This is a genomic window from Grimontia sp. NTOU-MAR1 (assembly GCF_035758505.1).
Classification (GTDB): Bacteria; Pseudomonadota; Gammaproteobacteria; order Enterobacterales; family Vibrionaceae; genus Enterovibrio; species Enterovibrio marinus.
The window spans coordinates 2,377,055-2,396,236 of the sequence record NZ_CP142108.1; the positions used below are offsets into that span (position 1 = coordinate 2,377,055).

Genomic DNA, 19,182 nt, shown 5'->3' on the forward strand with positions numbered 1-19,182 from the left:
AACTGTTATGGATAACCTGATCACTGCAGTATTAGTGCTCGATAACGATCTTGTTGTCACCTACGCTAACCCCGCGGCAGAACAATTGCTCTGCCTGAGTGCACGCCGCTTACTCGAACATCCTTTTCCTGATCTGCTACAGCACTGCTCAATCGATCTCGGTCTCGTTAAAGAAACGCTTTCTGGTGGTCAGGGGCTGACAGACAGCGATGTCACCATTGTTGTTGATGGTCGCCAGCGTAAAGTGGAGCTGAGTGCAAGCCCTTTGCTATGGGAACGTAGTCCCTCCATGCTGATTGAAATCAAAGCCATAGGCCACCAGCAGCAAATCAGTAAAGAACTACAACAGCAGGCACAGCAACAGGCAGCCAAAGAGTTAGTGCGCGGCCTTGCACACGAAATCAAAAACCCGCTCGGAGGTCTTCGCGGCGCAGCACAGCTTTTAGAGAAAATGCTGCCAGACCCAAATTTAGGGGAATATACCCGCATCATTATTGAGCAGGCTGATCGCCTGCGCAATCTGGTGGACAGGTTACTGGGACCACAAAAGCCCGGTCACCGCCAACAGGAAAACATTCACGTGGTGCTTGAGAAAGTCCGGCAGTTGGTGGAACTCAGTGCGGGCAAGGTCAAGATTGAGCGTGACTATGACCCCAGCTTGCCGGATATAGACATGGATCCTGAACAAATGGAGCAGGCCATTCTCAACGTGGTGAATAACGCGGCACAGATTCTGGACGACAACCCGAATGCCGAAATCACCCTCCGTACCCGTACCGAGCATCAGGTGGTGATCAGCGGTAAACGCCACCGTTTGGCTGCACGTATCGATATTTCTGACAATGGTCCTGGCATTGCCCCTGAGCTCCAGGACACCTTGTTTTATCCCATGGTGTCAGGTCGTCCCGGAGGCACAGGGCTTGGACTATCCATTACCCGAAACCTCATAGATCAGCATAAGGGCAAGATTTACGTTAATAGCTGGCCGGGACACACCACTTTCACCATTTTGTTACCAATTCGTCGCTAAGGGGAGAATATGAGCAAAGGACTAATCTGGGTCGTCGATGACGACAGCTCAATCCGCTGGGTACTGGAACGCACCCTGAGCGCAGCCGGGCTTGCCTGTGAAACGTTTGCCGACGCTGATAGTGTGCTGGATGCATTAAACCGGGAAGTCCCGGATGTACTTGTCTCCGATATCCGCATGCCGGGCACCGACGGCTTCACCCTGCTAAACCGCCTACAATCCGAATACCCGACACTGCCAGTGATCATTATGACGGCCCATTCTGACCTGGACGCTGCCGTCAGCGCCTATCAGAAAGGGGCATTTGAATACCTGCCAAAGCCGTTTGATATTGATGAAGCGGTTGCTTTGGTTGAACGTGCTGTCTCCCACAGCCAAGAGCAGAAACGACAGCGTTCACCCAAAGAAACCATGGAAGCGGCACCAGAGATTATTGGTGAAGCACCTTCTATGCAGGAAGTTTTCCGCGCCATTGGCCGCCTTTCCCGCTCATCGATTTCAGTGCTTATTAATGGTGAGTCCGGTACGGGTAAGGAGCTAGTTGCCCATGCATTGCACCGCCACAGCCCTCGAGCTTCAAATTCCTTTATCGCACTGAACATGGCAGCAATCCCCAAAGATCTGATTGAATCAGAGCTGTTTGGTCACGAGAAAGGCGCCTTTACCGGCGCTAACAATGTGCGTCAGGGCCGCTTTGAACAGGCCAATGGTGGCACCCTGTTTCTGGATGAAATCGGTGATATGCCGCTCGATATCCAAACTCGTCTGCTGCGTGTACTGGCTGATGGCCAGTTCTATCGTGTGGGTGGTCATCAGGCCATCAATGTGGATGTCCGCATCATTGCTGCGACCCACCAGAACCTTGAAAAGCTGGTCACTGAAGGGAGCTTCCGTGAGGATTTATTCCACCGCCTGAACGTGATTCGCGTTCATCTGCCACCGCTTCGAGAGCGCCGTCAAGACATCGGTCAGCTTGCCAAACACTTCCTCAAGCGAGCCTCTGATGAGCTCGATATCGAAGTCAAATCGCTCCACCCTACCACACTGGATTTGATGTCTGGCCTTTCATGGCCGGGTAATGTACGCCAGCTTGAAAACACCTGCCGATGGCTGACGGTAATGGCGAGCGGTAAAGAAATTCTGCCGGAGGATTTGCCACCGGAGCTGATGCAGCCCGAATCAATGGAAAGTACCGGCGAAGGTGACAGCTGGCAGGCCGCGCTGTCCCAATGGGCTCGCCTTTCGCTGGGTAATGGTGATGACAACCTACTGCGCGAAGCATTACCTGAGTTTGAGCGCATCTTGCTGCGTGAAGCACTCAGTCACACCCGAGGGCACAAACAGGAAGCGGCAAAGCTGCTCGGCTGGGGACGTAATACTCTGACCCGTAAGCTGAAAGAGCTTCAAATGCCTTAGATCTTCAAAGCGGCCCACCATTTAAACAAATTTAGTAAACAACCATTTCAAAACCGCCTTTTTAGGCGGTTTCCTTTTACTGCACTACTGACGACCTAGTTTTTAGTCCTTATACTTGCCAAAAGTTGATTTAAGGATATTCACATGATCGCAACCCACCTTCCTCTGACGGACCTGCACCGTCACCTTGATGGCAATATTCGTATTAACACCATTCTGGAGCTGGGTCAGAAGTTCGGCATGACGCTTCCTGCTGACACTATCGACGCACTCCGCCCACACGTTCAGGTTATGTCTAACGAGCCGGATTTGGTTGGTTTCCTGTCCAAGCTGGATTGGGGTGTCGCTGTACTGGGCGATCTGGATGCGGTTCGCCGTGTTGCCTATGAAAACGTCGAAGACGCACTGAATGCACGCATTGACTATGCAGAGCTGCGCTTCTCGCCTTACTACATGGCGATGAAACACCAACTGCCAGTGAAAGGTGTAGTAGAAGCTGTGATTGATGGCGTTCAGGCTGGTAGCCGTGACTTCGGCGTGAAAACTAACCTGATTGGTATCATGAGCCGCACTTTTGGTGTGGAAGCCTGCATGCAGGAGCTGGATGCGCTGTTGGCACTGAAAGAACATCTGGTTGCTATCGATTTGGCTGGTGACGAACTGGGCCAGCCGGGTCACCAGTTCAACGACCACTTTGCCAAAGTACGCAAAGCTAACCTGAACGTGACTGTGCACGCTGGCGAAGCGGCTGGTGCAGAAAGTATGTGGCAGGCAATCAATGAGCTGGGCGCAACCCGTATCGGTCACGGCGTGAAAGCCATCGAAGATCCATCTTTGATGGAGTTCCTGGCGAAGAACCTTGTCGGTATTGAGTCCTGCCTCACCTCTAACGCACAAACCAGCACCGTAGCTTCACTGCAAGCACATCCGGTGAAACAGTTCTTGGCACAAGGCATTCTGGCAACGTTGAACACCGACGATCCTGCGGTATCAGGTATCGAGTTGCCTTACGAGTACGAAGTGGCGGCACCGCAGGCTGGCCTGAGCCAAGCGCAAATCACTCAGCTTCAAGCGAACGGCATGGAAATCGCGTTCCTGTCTGATAGCGAAAAAGCGGAGCTGAAAGCTAAAGCGGCATCGCGCGGCTAATCCGTTCAACTGAAAAATATCCTGAAAACACCGGCAAAAGCCGGTGTTTTTTTGTTCAAAACTCAAGTAGAATGCCGCCGAATTTTAAGCAACCAAGGTCAATGCAAAGCCTTTGCTTTGATAATCCTTGGTTGAAAACCCATATTTACGCCGGATGAGAAGTATCATGTTCGACGCACTGTTAACCGCAAATGAAATTGTTGCTGCAGGCCCAGGTCAACTAGCAGCGGCAGCACTGGCTGTGGTGCTGGCTATTTTCAGCATCGGCAGCGGCGCATAACGCCCCATCAACAGCCAACAAAAAAGCCGCTATCAGCGGCTTTTTTCGTTTCTCGTGGCTTAAGACAGCATTAAATCACACGGGAAAACTGCTGCTGACGCGCTCTTTCACGCAAGTAAGTGTCAAAGCACATGCAGATGTTGCGAATGAGTAGGCGCCCTTTCAGCGTCACTTTAATCGTATCCGTATCGATGCTCACCAGCTCATCATCGACAAAGCACTGCAGTAAATCCAGATCTTCAGCAAAGTGAGTGTCGAAGAAAACACCGAACTCGCGTTCAATCGCACGCTTGTCCAGGGTGAAATTGCAGATCAGCGATTTGATGACTTCGCGGCGAAGCAAATCATCGCCATCCAGCATCACCCCTTTCCACAGCGCATGGCGTTGCTCGTCGACCTGACCGTAATATTTCTTCAGCTCTTTCTGGTTCTGTGCATAGCAATCACCAATCATGGAAATCGCTGACACACCCAAGCCCAGCAGATCGCAATCGCCTTGGGTGGTATAACCCTGGAAGTTTCTATGGAGGATGCCTTCACGCTGCGCTACCGCCAGTTCATCATCCGGCAAGGCAAAGTGGTCCATACCGATAAACTGGTAGCCTGCGCCAGTCAGGGTGCTGATGGTTTGCTCCAGCATCGCCAGTTTTTCCTGTGGCGATGGCAAGTCGTCTTCTTTGATTTTTCGCTGCGCGGCAAACAGTTGTGGCAGGTGCGCATAGTTAAAAACAGACAGACGGCCCGGTTGCATGGTCAGCACTTGTTCCAGCGTCTTGGCAAAAGTTGCACTATCTTGGTGCGGGAGGCCATAAATCAGATCCAAATTGGTCGAGCGGAAGCCCAACTCTTTGGCGCGCACCACCATGGCTTTAATGAAGTTTTCATCTTGCTCACGGTTCACCGCTTTCTGAACTGTCTTATCGAAATCCTGAACACCAATACTCAAACGGTTGAAACCTTCAGTACGCAGGTGGTCGAGTATGTCAAGTTCAATCTCACGCGGATCCACTTCGATACTGATTTCTGCATCGGCATTGAGACGGAATTCTTCACGCAACAGGGACATCAGACGGGAAATCTGTTCCTTGGTCAGGAAGGTAGGCGTGCCACCGCCCCAGTGCAGTTGAGTCACGTTGCGATCGCGAAGCAAGTAAGCACGTTGACGGATTTCCAGCTCCAGCACGTCAAGATACTGATCCGCTTTGTGTGCATGACGGGTGATCACCTTGTTACAGCCACAGTAGTAACAAAGGGTGTGGCAGAAGGGGATATGCACGTACAACGACAGATTGCGATCCGGGTATTGGGTACACGCCATATCAAACTCAGCTGCGGTAAAAACCTCGTGGAATTCCAGTGCGGTTGGATAAGAGGTGTAACGCGGCCCTGAGTAGTTATACTTCTCGATCAGTGCCTGATCCCAGATAATTTGCTGCTTAGACATGTATGTTCCCGCCAAAATGAACAACCGGAAAGTGTAAGTTGGCTAATTCTGCCACACTCTCCGGCTGCTAAGAATTGTTCCCGCACAAGGAACGGGAAAATTGTTGATCAGATCGTACCTTTAAGGGCTGAGCAGTTAACTCGCCAAAGTACGCACTGGCGTCATTTTCGCGCCAGTAAATGCGAGGATTTCCTCAAGCTCAGTATGAATGGCCTGCTGCAGTCGGGCTTCCGCCTTCATGCGCTCCATGTCATGGCGCATGCGTTCACGCTTTTCGATCTTCTTACGCGCATCGCCGCGTGGCATGTCTTTGACTACGTCATACAGCTCGTAAAGTGCTGGGAAGCGCTCTGGGAACTCCACGCGCTTTTCTCCCTGCAGGTGATCCATGATCATGTAAAGACGGATAGCCGCTTCTGACAGGTCGCACTGCTCTTGCAGTGTCGCCATGGCAATCACATCTACACTCTCAATGATTTTCTCGTTACGTTGCTTGATAGCCGCGTTCATCGCCTTTTCCTGCATTTTGGTTTGATGGCGAAGTTTCGACAACAACCAGCCTGCATACACAGCTAAACCGAGAATGATGGCACCACCGAGTGCCACAACACCTATAGGAAGAGTTTCCAACACTTACTCCTGGTCAAATTTGAAGTTTTCAAACTCCGCCAGCAAATCATCATCGCCGCGACGTTTGTTTTTCTTCGGTGCTTCTTCCGCTTCAGGCTCATCATCTTCGAACAGGCCCAGTTGCTTCATTAACACCTCAATGCGATCCAGCTTCTCATCAACATATTGCTGAAGACCTGCGCCCAAGCTATCACCGTTTTCAATACGATCGAGAAGCACATTTAGTTGCGCATCATTTTCCAACATTTCCAATTCCTGCTCAGCGCTCAGTCGACGGGCCTTCTTCGCTTCAGCTGATTTTGGATGTGGTTTGGCTTCTACCACCAATTGGATAGGCTTTTTGCTGCCCAGACGCGGATCGCGCTGCGCTTGCGCCTGACGCTGTTGCGCGGTTTTGCCTTCCGAGTGGCGTGAGCCAGACTTCAGACCTTTACGCTTGCTCTTACGTTTGCGTGCCAGCGCAGCAATGTCTTCTTTGGTCAGCGACTTCTCGCTATATTGCGCAGGGCCTTCAGAGCCAGCTTTGCGGGCTTTTTTCTTGCGGGTCATTCGTTTTTCTTCCTCAGTAAAATTACGTCGTTACCAACAAAGTCCACGTCAAGACCATCACGCTCGGCCAAAAAGCGGAACGTTTCGCGACTGAAAAAACTCACGTGGGTTGGGTCATTTTTGTAATGCCAGCTTTTAAAAGCTGGAGCATCAATAACGAGCTTGGTCATAATGGCTAACCAGCCTCCCGGCTTGACCAAGTTCAGCAATTGTCTCCATTCCCTGTGAGGCATATAAAAGTGTTCAATGGCTTCTGTACAGGTCACGAAATCATAAGTGGTGTCCAACGCACTGAGGTTGGGCGCAAAATACGGATCGTACACAGCCATTTGGTGTCCGGCTTCTTCAAGCATGGCAGCCAGAGCAGGCCCCGGGCCACATCCAAAGTCTAAACCTTGCTTTGCACCATCACCCATTTTTTCCATAAGCGGTGTCGCGAGACGGCTTAGGAAACGTCGATAGCCTTCATCTTCCACGACATTCTCATGTTTGTCGTAAACGGCTTTTTCTTCCTCCGGTGATAACAGGCACTCAGGGTCTGCAAAGACCAGGTAGCATTCCTGACAACGGAAGTAACGGCGACGTCTATCCTGCTCGAAATCGGCTACATCAGCAGATCTACATAGAGGGCATTCAAGGGACATGGGGGTTTCTACACCAAATTGAATGGCGGGAAATGTAGCAGAAAGTTGAATAAGAAAAAAGCGACAGGCAAAGCCTGTCGCTCTATAGCGTTCTAATGAACGGATTTACCGTTTTCATCCCTAACAGTAACACCACATCCCGGTGAATAAGGGTCCTTCTAAACGCGGGCGTCCTGCCGTTTTTATTTGAGTTATTACTCGCAACGTCCTGTCGTCATCACCGTCCTGGTGTGTGTCCTAACCTTTCATCCTAAAGGTGATCCATGCTGAGTGTGTATCCTTCACACTTTTGAATGCCGTCCTGACAACATAACGTCCTGGTCTCTGGGGCTTTCCTAAGCCAAAGTCCGTTTGAATCCTTGCCGCAGCCCTGCGAAATCGTCCTGATTGTCCTTTCCGTGTCGTGCTCCTGTCGACATGAATAAGTTTACGCTTTCCCACTTTTCAAAACAGGCGGTAACTCACAATTCAAACAATCATCAAATGCACTTAAATAATATCTTTTTGAAATATAGAAGAAAAAAATAAAAACCAGCAAGTATTTAAGCACCTTTCTCTATAAAGAATGGTCGATCACTTACAAGATCATGGGAAATAAAAGAAACCCAAATGAAAAAAGGCAGCGAATGCTACCTTTTTGACGTCTTATTGTGCAATCTAGCTATTGCACAATCTGTTAGTGCAGACCACCAACATAATTAGAGATAGCTTCGATTTCTTTATCTGACAGCTTTTGCGCCACAATACGCATCATGCCATTGAGGTCATTGTTACGCTGACCATCCCGAAACGCCATCAGCTGAGCCTTCATGTAATCGGCATTTTGTCCGGAAATCTTCGGGAAACCTGACAACGCAGTACCATTACCACGAGGACCGTGACAAGCGATACATGCAGCGATACCGCGTTTTTGGTCACCTGCCATATATAGTTCTCTACCAATTTCGATAGACGATTCCGGCGTCGTACCCGGCTTCGCTGTTTGTGATGTGTAGTATGCCGCCAAATCTGCCATGTCCTGCTCAGACAGTGCAGCCACCATGCCAGCCATCACGGCATTGTTACGACCTTGTTCACCGCCAGTCGTCATACCTAGCTTGAACTCTTTGAGCTGCTTAAGAAGGTATTTTTCGTGCTGACCTGCAAGGCTAGGGTTGGCGGGAATGACGCTGTTACCGTCTGCACCGTGACAAGCGGCACAAGTGGCTGATTTTGCTTTACCTGCTTCTGCATCGCCTTGTGCAAAGGCAGTAAAGCTCGCGAATAAAGTGAGTAGTAGCGCTAATCTCTTCATGACATTCCATTTATAATTATCAAGCTTCCAATACCACGATGCCCACGCCATCATGATACAATCATCGAGCAAAAACCGAGCACGGTCATTTTACACAATTTCACATAAAAGTAATCAGTCGACTACATAAAGTCGAGACGGAGTTAACAGTGAATCCTTCACTCAACTATCGAAACACCCACTTTATTACCAGTGCGCCAGATATCAGGGCTTTACCTCATGATACTGGCATCGAGATCGCATTCGCAGGTCGTTCCAATGCTGGTAAATCTAGCTCAATAAACAGGCTTTGTGATCAAAAAAGCTTGGTGAAAACCAGTAAAACGCCGGGTCGCACACAATTAATCAACCTGTTTAAAGTGGATGAGGGATGCCACATTGTTGACTTGCCGGGTTACGGCTACGCGCAAGTGCCGCTGGAAATGAAGCTAAAATGGCAGAAATCTCTGGGCGAATATCTGCAAAAGCGTAACCAGCTTAAAGGCCTCGTCGTGCTGATGGATATCCGTCACCCACTGAAAGAGCTGGATCAGGATTTGATTTTCTGGGCGGTAGACAGCAACTTGCCGGTGCTGGCACTGCTAACCAAGTGTGACAAGCTGAAAAGCGGCGCGCGCAAAGCAGAGCTTTTAAAAGTGCGTGAAGCAGCCAAAGATTTTGGCGGTGATGTAGAAGTCGAGCTTTACTCATCATTAAAGGGTATTGGTGTCGATAAACTGCGTAAAAAGCTGGATGGTTGGTACGCACCGGCACTCGAAATCCCACAAGAGTCTGATCAGCAAGATACTGAAAACGACGAGGCTTAATCTGTCAGGACGCTGAAAATAAAGACCCCACCATGTAGGTGGGGTAACGGGAGAGAAATAGGAGGTTTTTTTTAGTCGTTATAAAGCTAGTGTCAGTGATTTTCCCCACCCCCGCAAGTTCGCCCCGCCCAAACTATTGCCATATTTGCCTCAAAGCGCAGGCAATTCATACCCATCAAATTTCAACCTAATGATTTCTATTCACTTTATTCTTATTTGCAAAACTTATTTTTTAAAAAGAAATATCATCCATATCGTATAAATATCAATAGATAGAATCTTGGAAGTGAGTTACAGGATTGATTGGATAAAAAAAGAACGAATCGATCGCTCAATTCGGTCAGAAATAACGTGTGAGTCGCCTATCGTAAGTTGGATTGCAGACCACTCAGACACATCAAGAACAAGAAGCAGTGGTCATTATAGCGCCAACACTCTTAAATTAAAGTATTTACTCTAATGGACGGTAACAAAATACAAATACGCCAAAATGAACAACAATAAATAACTGTATTAAAAGGGAATATTAAAATAATTACAGGAAAGAGAAAGGATAGGAAAAGCACAATAAAAAATGCCCCGGCTGACATTTGTCAACCGGGGCTGCTGAATCAGCTAAATCCAATAACGTGAAACAAAAGGTCTGAAAGATAGAACATCTTACCTCTGTACCCTACGCCTCTTACTGTATATCAAATGGCCGATTAAGAAAACCCTTTACGTAGTTTTTTTTCATCAAATTATAAAAATGAACACCTGATGTATTCATATTGTTTCATTTAAGAAATAAAAAAGCCCGCAGTAGCGGGCTTTTTTCGCGTTAAGTTTTAAGTATTTGTGCGAGTCAGGTCGGAATTAACCGCCTGATTTAATGCGCCTGATCCCAGTTTTCACCGCTACCAGACTCAGCGACCAGCGGAACTTCCAGCAAAGCAGCCGATTCCATTAACTTACAAACCTGTTGCTCAATGTCAGAAAGGTGTTCGGTATCTACTTCCAATACCAATTCATCGTGTACTTGCATGATGAGCGCCACACACCCCTCAGGTTGGGTTTGAATCCAGGCATCCACCAAAATCATCGCGCGTTTGATGATATCTGCTGCCGTTCCCTGCATAGGAGCATTGATTGCAGCGCGCTCTGCCCCTTTACGACGCATGGCATTACTGGATTTGATTTCCGGCAGGTGAAGACGGCGGCCAAAGATGGTTTCTACATAGCCCTGCTCCGCAGCCTGCAGTCGGGTGGTTTCCATGTATTGGCGCACACCTGGGTAGCGCTCGAAGTAACGCTCCATGTATTGCTGCGCTTCACCACGCGGAATGCCGAGCTGTTTTGCCAGACCAAACGCACTCATGCCGTAGATAAGGCCGAAGTTAATGGCTTTCGCACGGCGACGCATTTCAGAGGTGACATCACTGATATCAATCCCCATCACTTCCGCAGCCGTTGCCGCATGGATGTCTTTGCCGTGACGGAAAGCGTCAATCAGAGCTTCATCACCCGACAGGTGCGCCATGATACGAAGTTCGATTTGCGAGTAGTCCACTGCCAGAATGGTCTTACCTACCGGTGCGATAAACGCCTGACGGATACGACGGCCTTCTTCATTGCGAATAGGAATGTTCTGAAGGTTCGGATCGGTTGATGACAAACGACCCGTTGCCGTGACTGCCTGATGATAAGAAGTGTGCACACGGCCAGTAGCCGGTTTCACCATCTTCGGCAGTTTATCGGTATAGGTGGATTTCAGCTTCGCCAGTCCACGGTATTCCAGAATACGTTTTGGCAGCGGGTAATCCAACGCCAGCTCCTGAAGCACTTCTTCATTGGTAGAAGGGGTGCCTGATGGTGTTTTCTTCAACACTGGCAGACCCATTTTCTCGAACAGGATCGCCTGAAGCTGCTTGGGTGAACTCAGGTTAAATTCTTCACCGGCAATCTCATAAGTTTCCTTTTCGAGCTCATCCAAGCGAATCGCAATTTCCTGAGATTGCTTCGCCAGCATTTCCGCACTGATCAACACACCATGGCGTTCAATACGCGACAGTACTGGCACCAACGGCATTTCATACTGTTCGAAAATAACTTTCAGTTTCTCGTCATTGTTGAGCTGTGCCATCAGGGCATTGTGCAAACGCAGGGTAACATCAGCGTCTTCTGCTGCGTAAGGAGCCGCCTGATCCATTTCAATCTGATTGAACGTCAGCTGCTTCTTGCCCTTACCGGCAATCTCTTCAAAGCTGATGCACTTGTGCTGCAGGTAGCGAAGTGCCAGGCTGTCCATGTCATGCTTACCTGCCACGCTGTTGAACACGTAAGATTCCAGCATGGTGTCGTAAGCAATACCTCGCATCGCGATGTCGTAACGTGCCAACACGCTCGCATCGTATTTCAGGTTCTGGCCAACTTTCAGCGCACCGGCATCTTCGAGCCAGGCTTTCATTTCTTCCAGCACCCAGTCTCTGTCCAGCTGCTTCGGCGCATCCAGATAGTCATGAGTCAGCGGCAGGTAAGCCGCTTCACCCTCAGCAACGGCGAAGGAAATGCCTACCAGGTTGGCTTCCATGTAGTCCAGGCTGTCGGTTTCGGTATCGAAAGCCACGACATTGGTTTTCTTCAGCTTTTCCATCCAGCGCTGGAAGTCTTCTTCTGTCAGGATGGTTTCGTATTGGCTGCGATCAATCGCAGCGGCTTCGAATGTTGCTTCTGCTTTGGCAGATGATTTCGCTGATGAAGCGCCAGAAGCAGCGCGCTCTGCGACGGCATCAACACCTGCGCTGCCACTTTGGGCTTCTGCCAGCCAGCGCTTGAAGTTCAGTTCAGTGAAAAGCTCAACCAGCTTGTTGTTATCCGCCGCGCGGTTAATCAGCTCTTCCGGCTTAAACGGCAGCTCACAATCAAGCTTGATAGTCGCAAGCTGATAAGAGAGGTAAGCATTCTCTTTGTTGTCTTCTAGCTTCTTCGCCATGGTTTTTGAGCCACGGAAGCTAAGGTCTGTAATCTTATCAAGGTTGTCATACAGCGCATCCAGACCACCGATACCGGCGATCAACGCCGTGGCGGTTTTCTCACCCACTCCCGGTACGCCCGGGATGTTGTCGACTTTATCGCCCATCAACGCGAGGTAATCGATAATGTGCTCTGGGCCAAAACCGTATTTGTCATGCACGCCTTGTGGCGTCATGATCACATTGGTCATGGTGTTGATCAGGGTGACGTTTTCATCCACCAACTGCGCCATGTCTTTATCACCGGTACTGATAAGGATTGGCATGCCTGCCTTAGAACCTTGCACCGCTAATGTGCCGATAACATCATCCGCTTCAACGCCTTCAATCACCAGCATCGGGAAGCCCATGGCTTCAATGATTTGATGCAGCGGAACAATTTGGCTGCGCAGATCATCCGGCATTGGCGGACGGTGCGCTTTGTATTCCGCATACATGTCATCACGGAAGGTCTTGCCTTTGGCGTCAAAAATCACCGCCACATGAGATTGCGGATACTGTTTCACCAAGCTGCGCAGCATGTTCACGACGCCATAAACGGCACCTGTTGGCTCGCCATTGGCATTGGTCAGGTTGGGAGAAGCGTGGTACGCGCGGTAGAGATAAGAAGAGCCGTCGACCAGGATCAACGGGTTATCAGAAGTCGTCGCCATAACGTTATAAGCTAACCGGAAAATGATTGATGGGTAAGGATGCCACGAGTTCCAGAGTCTGTTAACCCGAGATTTAGGTCTTCGGCTCACTAATGCCAAGGCGATCGCTTTGGGTTTGCAGCATTATTCCTTTCTATTTCACTGACTTTCCCACCCTGTGCATAAGCCTTATACACAACTCATTCACCAAATTATTCTGTGGATAAGTTTGTTGGTATTTATTTTAAGGTCTTTAGATTACATTTGGGATACCAGGAAGAAAAGAAATTTATCTATTACTTTTTAATCACTTAACCATGTTCCATTGATCAGGATCAGGATCGATCGCTGATCATCGACTGTGGAAAAAGAAATTAGCAGCATGATCGAGTTATCCCGAATAATTTTCCTTTATCGATCTGTGAGGATGTGATCCGGTTTGATTTAAATCCCTACCAATTTGCTCATAAACTAGCCTAGCATTGATGGATCGACAGGCCAGAAACATAAACTCTGCCTGTTCAAAAAAATGACGATGAGGATGCACTTATGAAAAAAGTGGCAGTGATTTTGGCTGGTTGTGGTGTTTACGATGGTGCGGAGATCCATGAATCCGTTTTATCCCTGCTGGCGATTGAACAGGCTGGCGCTTCCTGGCATTGTTTCGCGCCGGATATGAACCAACACCATGTGATTAACCATGCAGCGGGAGAAGAATCCGGTGAAACACGCAATGTCCTTGTGGAGGCAGCGCGCATTGCCCGAGGTGATGTTAAGCCGCTCAGCGAGCTCAATGTAAATGAGTTTGATGCCCTACTGCTACCCGGCGGATTTGGCGTTGCTAAGAATCTGAGCACTTTTGCCACCAGCGACGCAGACATGGACATCGAGAAAGAAGTGCTTCGCGTGTGCAAGGCGTTTGCCACGGCGGAAAAACCGGCTGGCTATGTCTGTATCTCTCCGGTGCTGATCCCGAAAGTGTATGGGCCAGGCGCAAAAGGCACCATAGGTAACGATCCTCAAACAGCGGCGGCTTTCAACGCCATGGGCGGTGAACACATTGATTGTCCGGTAGATGACTTCGTTCTGGATCAGAGCCGCCGTTTGCTATCGACACCAGCATACATGCTGGCGACGTCAGTCAGTCAGGCTAATGCGGGGATCGCTAAGCTTGTCAGGAAACTGGTCGAATTGGCGTAATGTAGGGTAAGGCCTACTGACCTTTAGTGATAGATAAGAAAAAAGCGACGCTTTGAGCAAAAGCGTCGCCTGCATCAGGGTCAACTGCACAACGTAAGCAGTTTCATGCAAAAACATATACTGGAAGCAATGTGAGCAATGTCGTGTGTCCGAAAGTAAGTTTCCCACTTGCCCTCGGACAAGACAAATAATAATCATTCTCATTACTATTTAGCAAGCGGTATTTTGGTTATTTTTTGTCTTCATGCCACAGGTGTGATTTTCTTCACAAAATGGAGGCGATATTTCGCTAATGCCTCTTTTTTCTCCAAATGTTCGATCTGGTAGTGATTGTTAAGCAGCAAACACAGCATGCCCGCAAAGCAGTTGCGGGACTTTACCCTGAGGCTGGTATACCCATGCTTCGACACCCAACGCTCCTGCGCATGCAATAACGCCTGTGCGATACCATGTCGACGACCGGCTTTAGTGACACCACCCAGCCAACTGTAAAAACACTCGTTATCTAACTGATAACCAATTTTAACGCCACAAAGTTCGCCGTCGATATCAGCAACCAATACCAGTGAGGGCTTATCACCAATACGTTTTTTTAACGACGCTAGGGTTTCCTGATGGGCAAACTCATCAATCTGGCTGAGCACGTTTACAGCTTCCGCCAGCGTGCCTTCTCGAATGATCATGAGAAATTCCTTGAAATAGTCAGCGCCAAGACGCTCGTGATTCGATTATAGCGCTTGGAGATAGGACATAAAAAAGCCGGTCTTTCGACCAGCTCTCTTTCCCTCAATATTCTGCGTTTATTTCGCGGTTAAACCAGTTTGGTTTCAATGGCTTCGTTCACACAGGTAATGCGGCTGACAATGTAGTTCAACAGCACACCGTACATCGGAACGAACAAGCCTAAGCTAATCACCAGTTTAAATGCGTAATCGACCAGCGCGATTTCCACCCAGTTCTCCGCCATAAACGCATCCGGGCTGTTGTAGAAAGCAATCGCAAAGAACGCCAGGGTATCAATCGCGTTACCAAACAGCGTTGAACAGCTTGGTGCCACCCACCATTGCTTGGTTTGGCGCAGACGGTTGAACACATGGATATCGAGGATTTGTCCCAGCAGGTAAGCCATAAAGCTTGCTGCAGCGATACGTGCAACGAACAGGTTAAACTCAGTCAGATGACCCAGTCCCTGATATTCGCCTTGGTAGAAAAGAACCGACAGTACATAAGAGATCAGCAACGACGGCACCATGACCGCGAGAATGATCCTGCGCGCAAGGCCCGCACCAAAGATGCGAACAGTTAGATCAGTCGCCAGAAAAATGAACGGGAAAGTAAACGCACCCCAAGTGGTGTGAAACCCGAAAACGGTAAATGGCAGCTGAACCAGATAGTTACTGGATGCTATGATAACCAGATGGAAAACCACCAGGAAAGAGAGGGCTTTGCGCTGTTGCGCGGGCGTAAAAGTGCTCATTGTGAACCTTTTTGTCATTGGGGGCGAGGGAACCCAAATTACCAACTCACCAGATTCTGTGATCTGGCTCCTATGAAGGTGGCGAATTATACATCAATTCCGGCGAATGCCAACTGCTACAAATTGCGAAATTCGAGGCGAAGATTAGCCAAGCTGTTTCGACAGCCAGTTGTTCATAAAGGCGAGCTCTTCGTCACCCTCTGCGCTTAACTTTTCCAGCCACACGCTGGCGCTGTAATGCTCTGCACGCAGCATAAATGCCACACCTTCAAAGTCGATAAGCCAGCTCAGTAAATCCGCATCGGTTTGTTTTTCAGTGACCTTAGCATCAATCAGTTGGCAAAACGCCATCAGATGTTTCTCGGCGTTGTCAAAATCCAGCGTATCTGCAGCCAGCACCAGACGACCTGCTTCGCTGTCGTAATGAGAAAGGCGGAAGGTTAGGTTATACATAACTCGTTTCATCGTCATTGAGAGTGATATGGTCTTCAATCACATCGAGGAATACGTTGCCGTATTTTTCGAGCTTACGCTGACCCACACCGTTCACCGCCAGCAGCTCACCTTGTGAGGTTGGAATCATCTCCGCCATCTCAATTAAGGTGGCATCGTTGAAGACCACGTATGGTGGGATATCTTCTTCATCCGCAATCGCTTTACGGAGCTTGCGAAGCTTGGCAAACAGTTTCTTGTCGTAGTTACGCTTACCAAGCTTGTCAGCTTTGCTACGTGGCGAAAGCCCCAGCCTCGGCACCGCAAGCTCAAGGGCAATCTCCCCACGGAGCAACGGACGCGCTTCTTCGGCTAACTGCAACACTGAGCTGCGGGCGATATTCTGCACGAGATAGCCGCGGTGGATAAGCTGGCGAAATATACTGACCCAATATTCATGACTGAATTCTTTCCCCAAACCATAGGTGCTAAGTTTCTCGTGTCCGTGTTCCTTAATACGCTGATTCTGCATCCCACGCAGCACTTCGACTGTGTAGCTCACACCGAAATTCTGGTTCACGCGGTATACACAGGACAAGGCTTTTTGCGCTTGCTCGGTGCCATCAAACAGCGTGGGAGGGTCAAGGCAGATATCGCAGTTGCCGCATGGCTTCTCGCGATACTCGCCGAAGTAATTCAGCAGTACCAGACGGCGACAAGTCAGCGCTTCGGCAAATGCGCCCATGGCATTGAGCTTGTGGCTTTCTACCCGCTTTTGCGGACCATCCGGTTTTTCTTCCAAGCATCGGTGCAGCCAACCAATGTCCGACGGGTCATAAAACATCACCGCTTCCGCAGGCAGACCATCACGCCCGGCGCGACCCGTTTCCTGATAATAGGATTCAATATTTCGCGGAATGTCGTAATGCACAACAAAACGCACATTGGGTTTATTAATACCCATACCGAATGCCACGGTAGCGACCACTATCTGCACGTCATCACGCTGGAACGCTTCCTGAACCCAGGCGCGCTGCTCGTTGGTCATGCCAGCATGGTAAGCCGCGGCGCGGATGTTGCTGCCGATGAGCTTTTCCGCCACCTGTTCCACACGTTTACGGCTGTTGCAGTAAACAATACCGCTCTGGCCGGACTGGGTTGACAGAAACTGTGTCAATTGCGCAAGAGGCTTGTGCTTTTCCACCAAGGTATAGCGGATATTCGGGCGGTCAAAACTGCCGAGATAAATGTGCGGGTCTTTGAGAGCCAGACGCTGGCAGATGTCCTGACGCGTGGTGTCATCTGCCGTCGCAGTCAACGCCATCACAGGTACATCAAGGAAATGCTGTTTCAAGCTGCCAAGCTGGGCATACTCAGGGCGAAAGTCGTGTCCCCACTGACTAATACAGTGTGCTTCATCGACCGCGATCAGACCTAGCTTCACGACTTGGAGGCGTTCGATGAAATCACGCATCAGAATACGCTCTGGCGATACATACAACAGCTTGAGCGAGCCATTGCGCAGCGATTGCCACGTAGCCGATTGCTCATCTGGATTCATCGAAGAATTAAGACATGCTGCCTGCACGCCGTTTGCAAGCAATTGATCAACCTGATCTTTCATCAAGGAGATCAGCGGCGAGATCACGATGGTGAGGCCATCGCGAACCAACGCAGGGATCTGATAACAGAGACTCTTGCCACCGCCTGTTGGCATGATCACCAATGAATCACGCCCGCCAACAGCGGCATCAATGATTTCTTTCTGACCGTCGCGGTAACTGTGATAGCCGAACACTTCCTGCAGAACAGTTTCGTCGTGCGCCAGTGGTGGTGTCATTTCGGCCGAATCGGTAACGGTCATAGAGCCTCTCATCATGTAGTAGCCGCTCATTCTAAACGCAGCGGAGCATGGATAAAAGGTCAACGACGACGAACTGTCAGTTCAATTTTTCTCAACAGAAAAGGTGTGCTTCAAAAAGGGAAGTCCATATACTGGCCAAAGCAGCAAAAACTTTTATATATGATGTGTATGCTGGACTTTAACCGGAAAAACCCACATCAAACCTTTATTTTTCGCTGCACGCACCGCCATCAGGCGGTTTTTGCTCTTTAGCGTTTGTAGATGTAGAGATTTCGCAGTGAATGATGCGCAACAAACCCGCCGCGGCGTCATGCTAGCGCTGGGCGCTTATACCATGTGGGGCGTGGCTCCGCTTTACTTTAAGGCTCTGACTGATGTGCCACCAATGGAAGTCTTAGTGCACCGCGTAATTTGGTCTTTTTTCTTCCTGGCCCTCATTCTTCATGCCAGTGGCGGCCTCGCACGCGTAAAATTGCTGTTGAAAGACAAGAAACGTCTTGGTCTTCTGACGATTACTGCTGTAGTGATCGCCGCCAACTGGCTGATCTTCATATGGGCGGTGAAAAATGACCTGATGCTCGATGCCAGTCTCGGCTACTACATCAACCCACTGATCAATGTGGTACTTGGAATGTTCTTCCTTGGTGAGCGTTTCAGAAAGCTACAATGGGTTGCCGTAACCCTGGCATTTCTCGGCGTGGCCATTCAAGTCATCACCTTTGGTTCTTTGCCTTGGGTTGCACTTGTGCTGGCATGCAGCTTTGGCTGTTACGGTCTACTGCGTAAGAAGATCAACGTTGATGCTGCTACCGGGCTTTTCATTGAAACCCTGGTGCTGATGCCGGTGTCACTAATTTATATTTTGTTTATCGCCAGCAGCAGCACCTCAGACATGATGCAAAACAGTTGGGGGTTGAACCTACTTCTGATAGCTGCAGGTGTGGTGACGACATTGCCACTGCTTTGCTTTAACGGGGCGGCGACAAAATTGCGTCTCTCGACATTGGGCTTTTTTCAGTATATCGGCCCAACCATGATGTTCATGTTGGCCGTTGGCCTCTATAACGAACCGTTTACGACAGATAAGGCGACCACTTTTGCCTTTATCTGGACGGCACTCGCGATCTTTACTTTCGATGCAGTGAGACAGCGAAATAAACAGCGAGCGAATCGCTAAGCATTTAAAACGGCACGTCGAGGTGCCGTTTTTATTTCCTAAAAGACCTCACGCTATCTTGCTGCTACATCGGGAAAAATTAGACTTATTGCCTCGATAATCCGACACTCTTCTCTTCCTTTTGCGGACTATACTCAAAGTCCAACT

Annotated in this window: 17 protein-coding genes; 6 read left to right on the forward strand and 11 right to left on the reverse strand. The window is 49.3% G+C overall.

Annotated elements, in window-relative coordinates; all coding sequences use genetic code 11:
- Positions 1–7: 7 nt before the first annotated feature.
- From glnL to add, 3 genes are all read left to right on the forward strand, one after another.
- Positions 8–1,030 carry a nitrogen regulation protein NR(II) gene (glnL, locus tag VP504_RS10855; protein ID WP_325894035.1) on the forward strand — a complete coding sequence of 341 codons (1,023 nt, stop codon included), beginning with the start codon at positions 8–10 and terminating at the stop codon, positions 1,028–1,030.
- Between the two features lie 9 nt (positions 1,031–1,039).
- Positions 1,040–2,446 (forward strand): nitrogen regulation protein NR(I), encoded by a 1,407-nt coding sequence (gene glnG, locus VP504_RS10860; protein ID WP_325891166.1) that lies wholly within the window; start codon positions 1,040–1,042, stop codon positions 2,444–2,446.
- A gap of 144 nt (positions 2,447–2,590) precedes the next feature.
- Complete coding sequence (gene add, locus VP504_RS10865; protein ID WP_325891167.1) at positions 2,591–3,595, forward strand: adenosine deaminase; 1,005 nt, start codon at positions 2,591–2,593, stop codon at positions 3,593–3,595.
- A gap of 350 nt (positions 3,596–3,945) precedes the next feature.
- Here add and hemN read toward each other — a convergent pair whose 3' ends face one another.
- From hemN to VP504_RS10890, 5 genes are all read right to left on the reverse strand, one after another.
- Positions 3,946–5,319, reverse strand: coding sequence for an oxygen-independent coproporphyrinogen III oxidase (hemN, locus tag VP504_RS10870; protein WP_325891168.1), 1,374 nt, complete (start codon positions 5,317–5,319; stop codon positions 3,946–3,948).
- 135 nt (positions 5,320–5,454) lie between these two features.
- Positions 5,455–5,952 carry a DUF2489 domain-containing protein gene (locus VP504_RS10875; protein WP_325891169.1) on the reverse strand — a complete coding sequence of 166 codons (498 nt, stop codon included), beginning with the start codon at positions 5,950–5,952 and terminating at the stop codon, positions 5,455–5,457.
- Complete coding sequence (gene yihI, locus VP504_RS10880) at positions 5,953–6,498, reverse strand: Der GTPase-activating protein YihI (protein ID WP_325891170.1); 546 nt, start codon at positions 6,496–6,498, stop codon at positions 5,953–5,955. It abuts the gene before it with no gap.
- Entirely contained in the window at positions 6,495–7,142 is a 648-nt protein-coding gene (locus VP504_RS10885) for a class I SAM-dependent methyltransferase (RefSeq protein ID WP_325891171.1), read from the reverse strand. Before VP504_RS10885 ends, yihI begins: the two co-directional genes overlap by 4 nt.
- 676 nt (positions 7,143–7,818) lie before the next feature.
- Positions 7,819–8,436 (reverse strand): c-type cytochrome, encoded by a 618-nt coding sequence (locus tag VP504_RS10890; protein WP_325891172.1) that lies wholly within the window; start codon positions 8,434–8,436, stop codon positions 7,819–7,821.
- Between the two features lie 149 nt (positions 8,437–8,585).
- On the opposite strand from VP504_RS10890, the gene yihA reads away from it, so the two are divergent.
- Positions 8,586–9,242 carry a ribosome biogenesis GTP-binding protein YihA/YsxC gene (gene yihA, locus VP504_RS10895; RefSeq protein ID WP_002539693.1) on the forward strand — a complete coding sequence of 219 codons (657 nt, stop codon included), beginning with the start codon at positions 8,586–8,588 and terminating at the stop codon, positions 9,240–9,242.
- Between the two features lie 611 nt (positions 9,243–9,853).
- Here the strand turns inward: yihA and VP504_RS25615 are convergent.
- On the reverse strand, positions 9,854–9,901 hold the full coding sequence (locus tag VP504_RS25615; RefSeq protein ID WP_438356882.1) for a hypothetical protein: 48 nt from the start codon (positions 9,899–9,901) through the stop codon (positions 9,854–9,856).
- 209 nt (positions 9,902–10,110) lie between these two features.
- Positions 10,111–12,906, reverse strand: a complete 2,796-nt coding sequence (gene polA / locus VP504_RS10900) for a DNA polymerase I (RefSeq protein WP_325891173.1) — start codon at positions 12,904–12,906, stop codon at positions 10,111–10,113.
- 528 nt (positions 12,907–13,434) lie between these two features.
- Here polA and elbB point away from each other — a divergent pair.
- Positions 13,435–14,085, forward strand: a complete 651-nt coding sequence (gene elbB, locus VP504_RS10905) for an isoprenoid biosynthesis glyoxalase ElbB (protein WP_325891174.1) — start codon at positions 13,435–13,437, stop codon at positions 14,083–14,085.
- Positions 14,086–14,327: 242 nt separating this feature from the next.
- Here elbB and VP504_RS10910 read toward each other — a convergent pair whose 3' ends face one another.
- From VP504_RS10910 to recQ, 4 genes are all read right to left on the reverse strand, one after another.
- Positions 14,328–14,768 carry a GNAT family N-acetyltransferase gene (locus VP504_RS10910; protein WP_325891175.1) on the reverse strand — a complete coding sequence of 147 codons (441 nt, stop codon included), beginning with the start codon at positions 14,766–14,768 and terminating at the stop codon, positions 14,328–14,330.
- Between the two features lie 128 nt (positions 14,769–14,896).
- Positions 14,897–15,562: a 7-cyano-7-deazaguanine/7-aminomethyl-7-deazaguanine transporter gene (locus tag VP504_RS10915; RefSeq protein WP_325891176.1), complete on the reverse strand. Its 666-nt coding sequence runs from the start codon at positions 15,560–15,562 to the stop codon at positions 14,897–14,899.
- A 144-nt stretch (positions 15,563–15,706) separates the two neighbouring features.
- Entirely contained in the window at positions 15,707–16,015 is a 309-nt protein-coding gene (locus VP504_RS10920) for a DUF3630 family protein (RefSeq protein ID WP_325891177.1), read from the reverse strand.
- Entirely contained in the window at positions 16,008–17,858 is a 1,851-nt protein-coding gene (gene recQ / locus VP504_RS10925; RefSeq protein ID WP_325891178.1) for an ATP-dependent DNA helicase RecQ, read from the reverse strand. Before recQ ends, VP504_RS10920 begins: the two co-directional genes overlap by 8 nt.
- Positions 17,859–18,135: 277 nt before the next feature.
- Between recQ and rarD the strand changes: the two genes are divergently transcribed.
- Entirely contained in the window at positions 18,136–19,035 is a 900-nt protein-coding gene (gene rarD, locus VP504_RS10930; RefSeq protein WP_325891179.1) for an EamA family transporter RarD, read from the forward strand.
- The last annotated feature ends 147 nt before the right edge of the window (positions 19,036–19,182 follow it).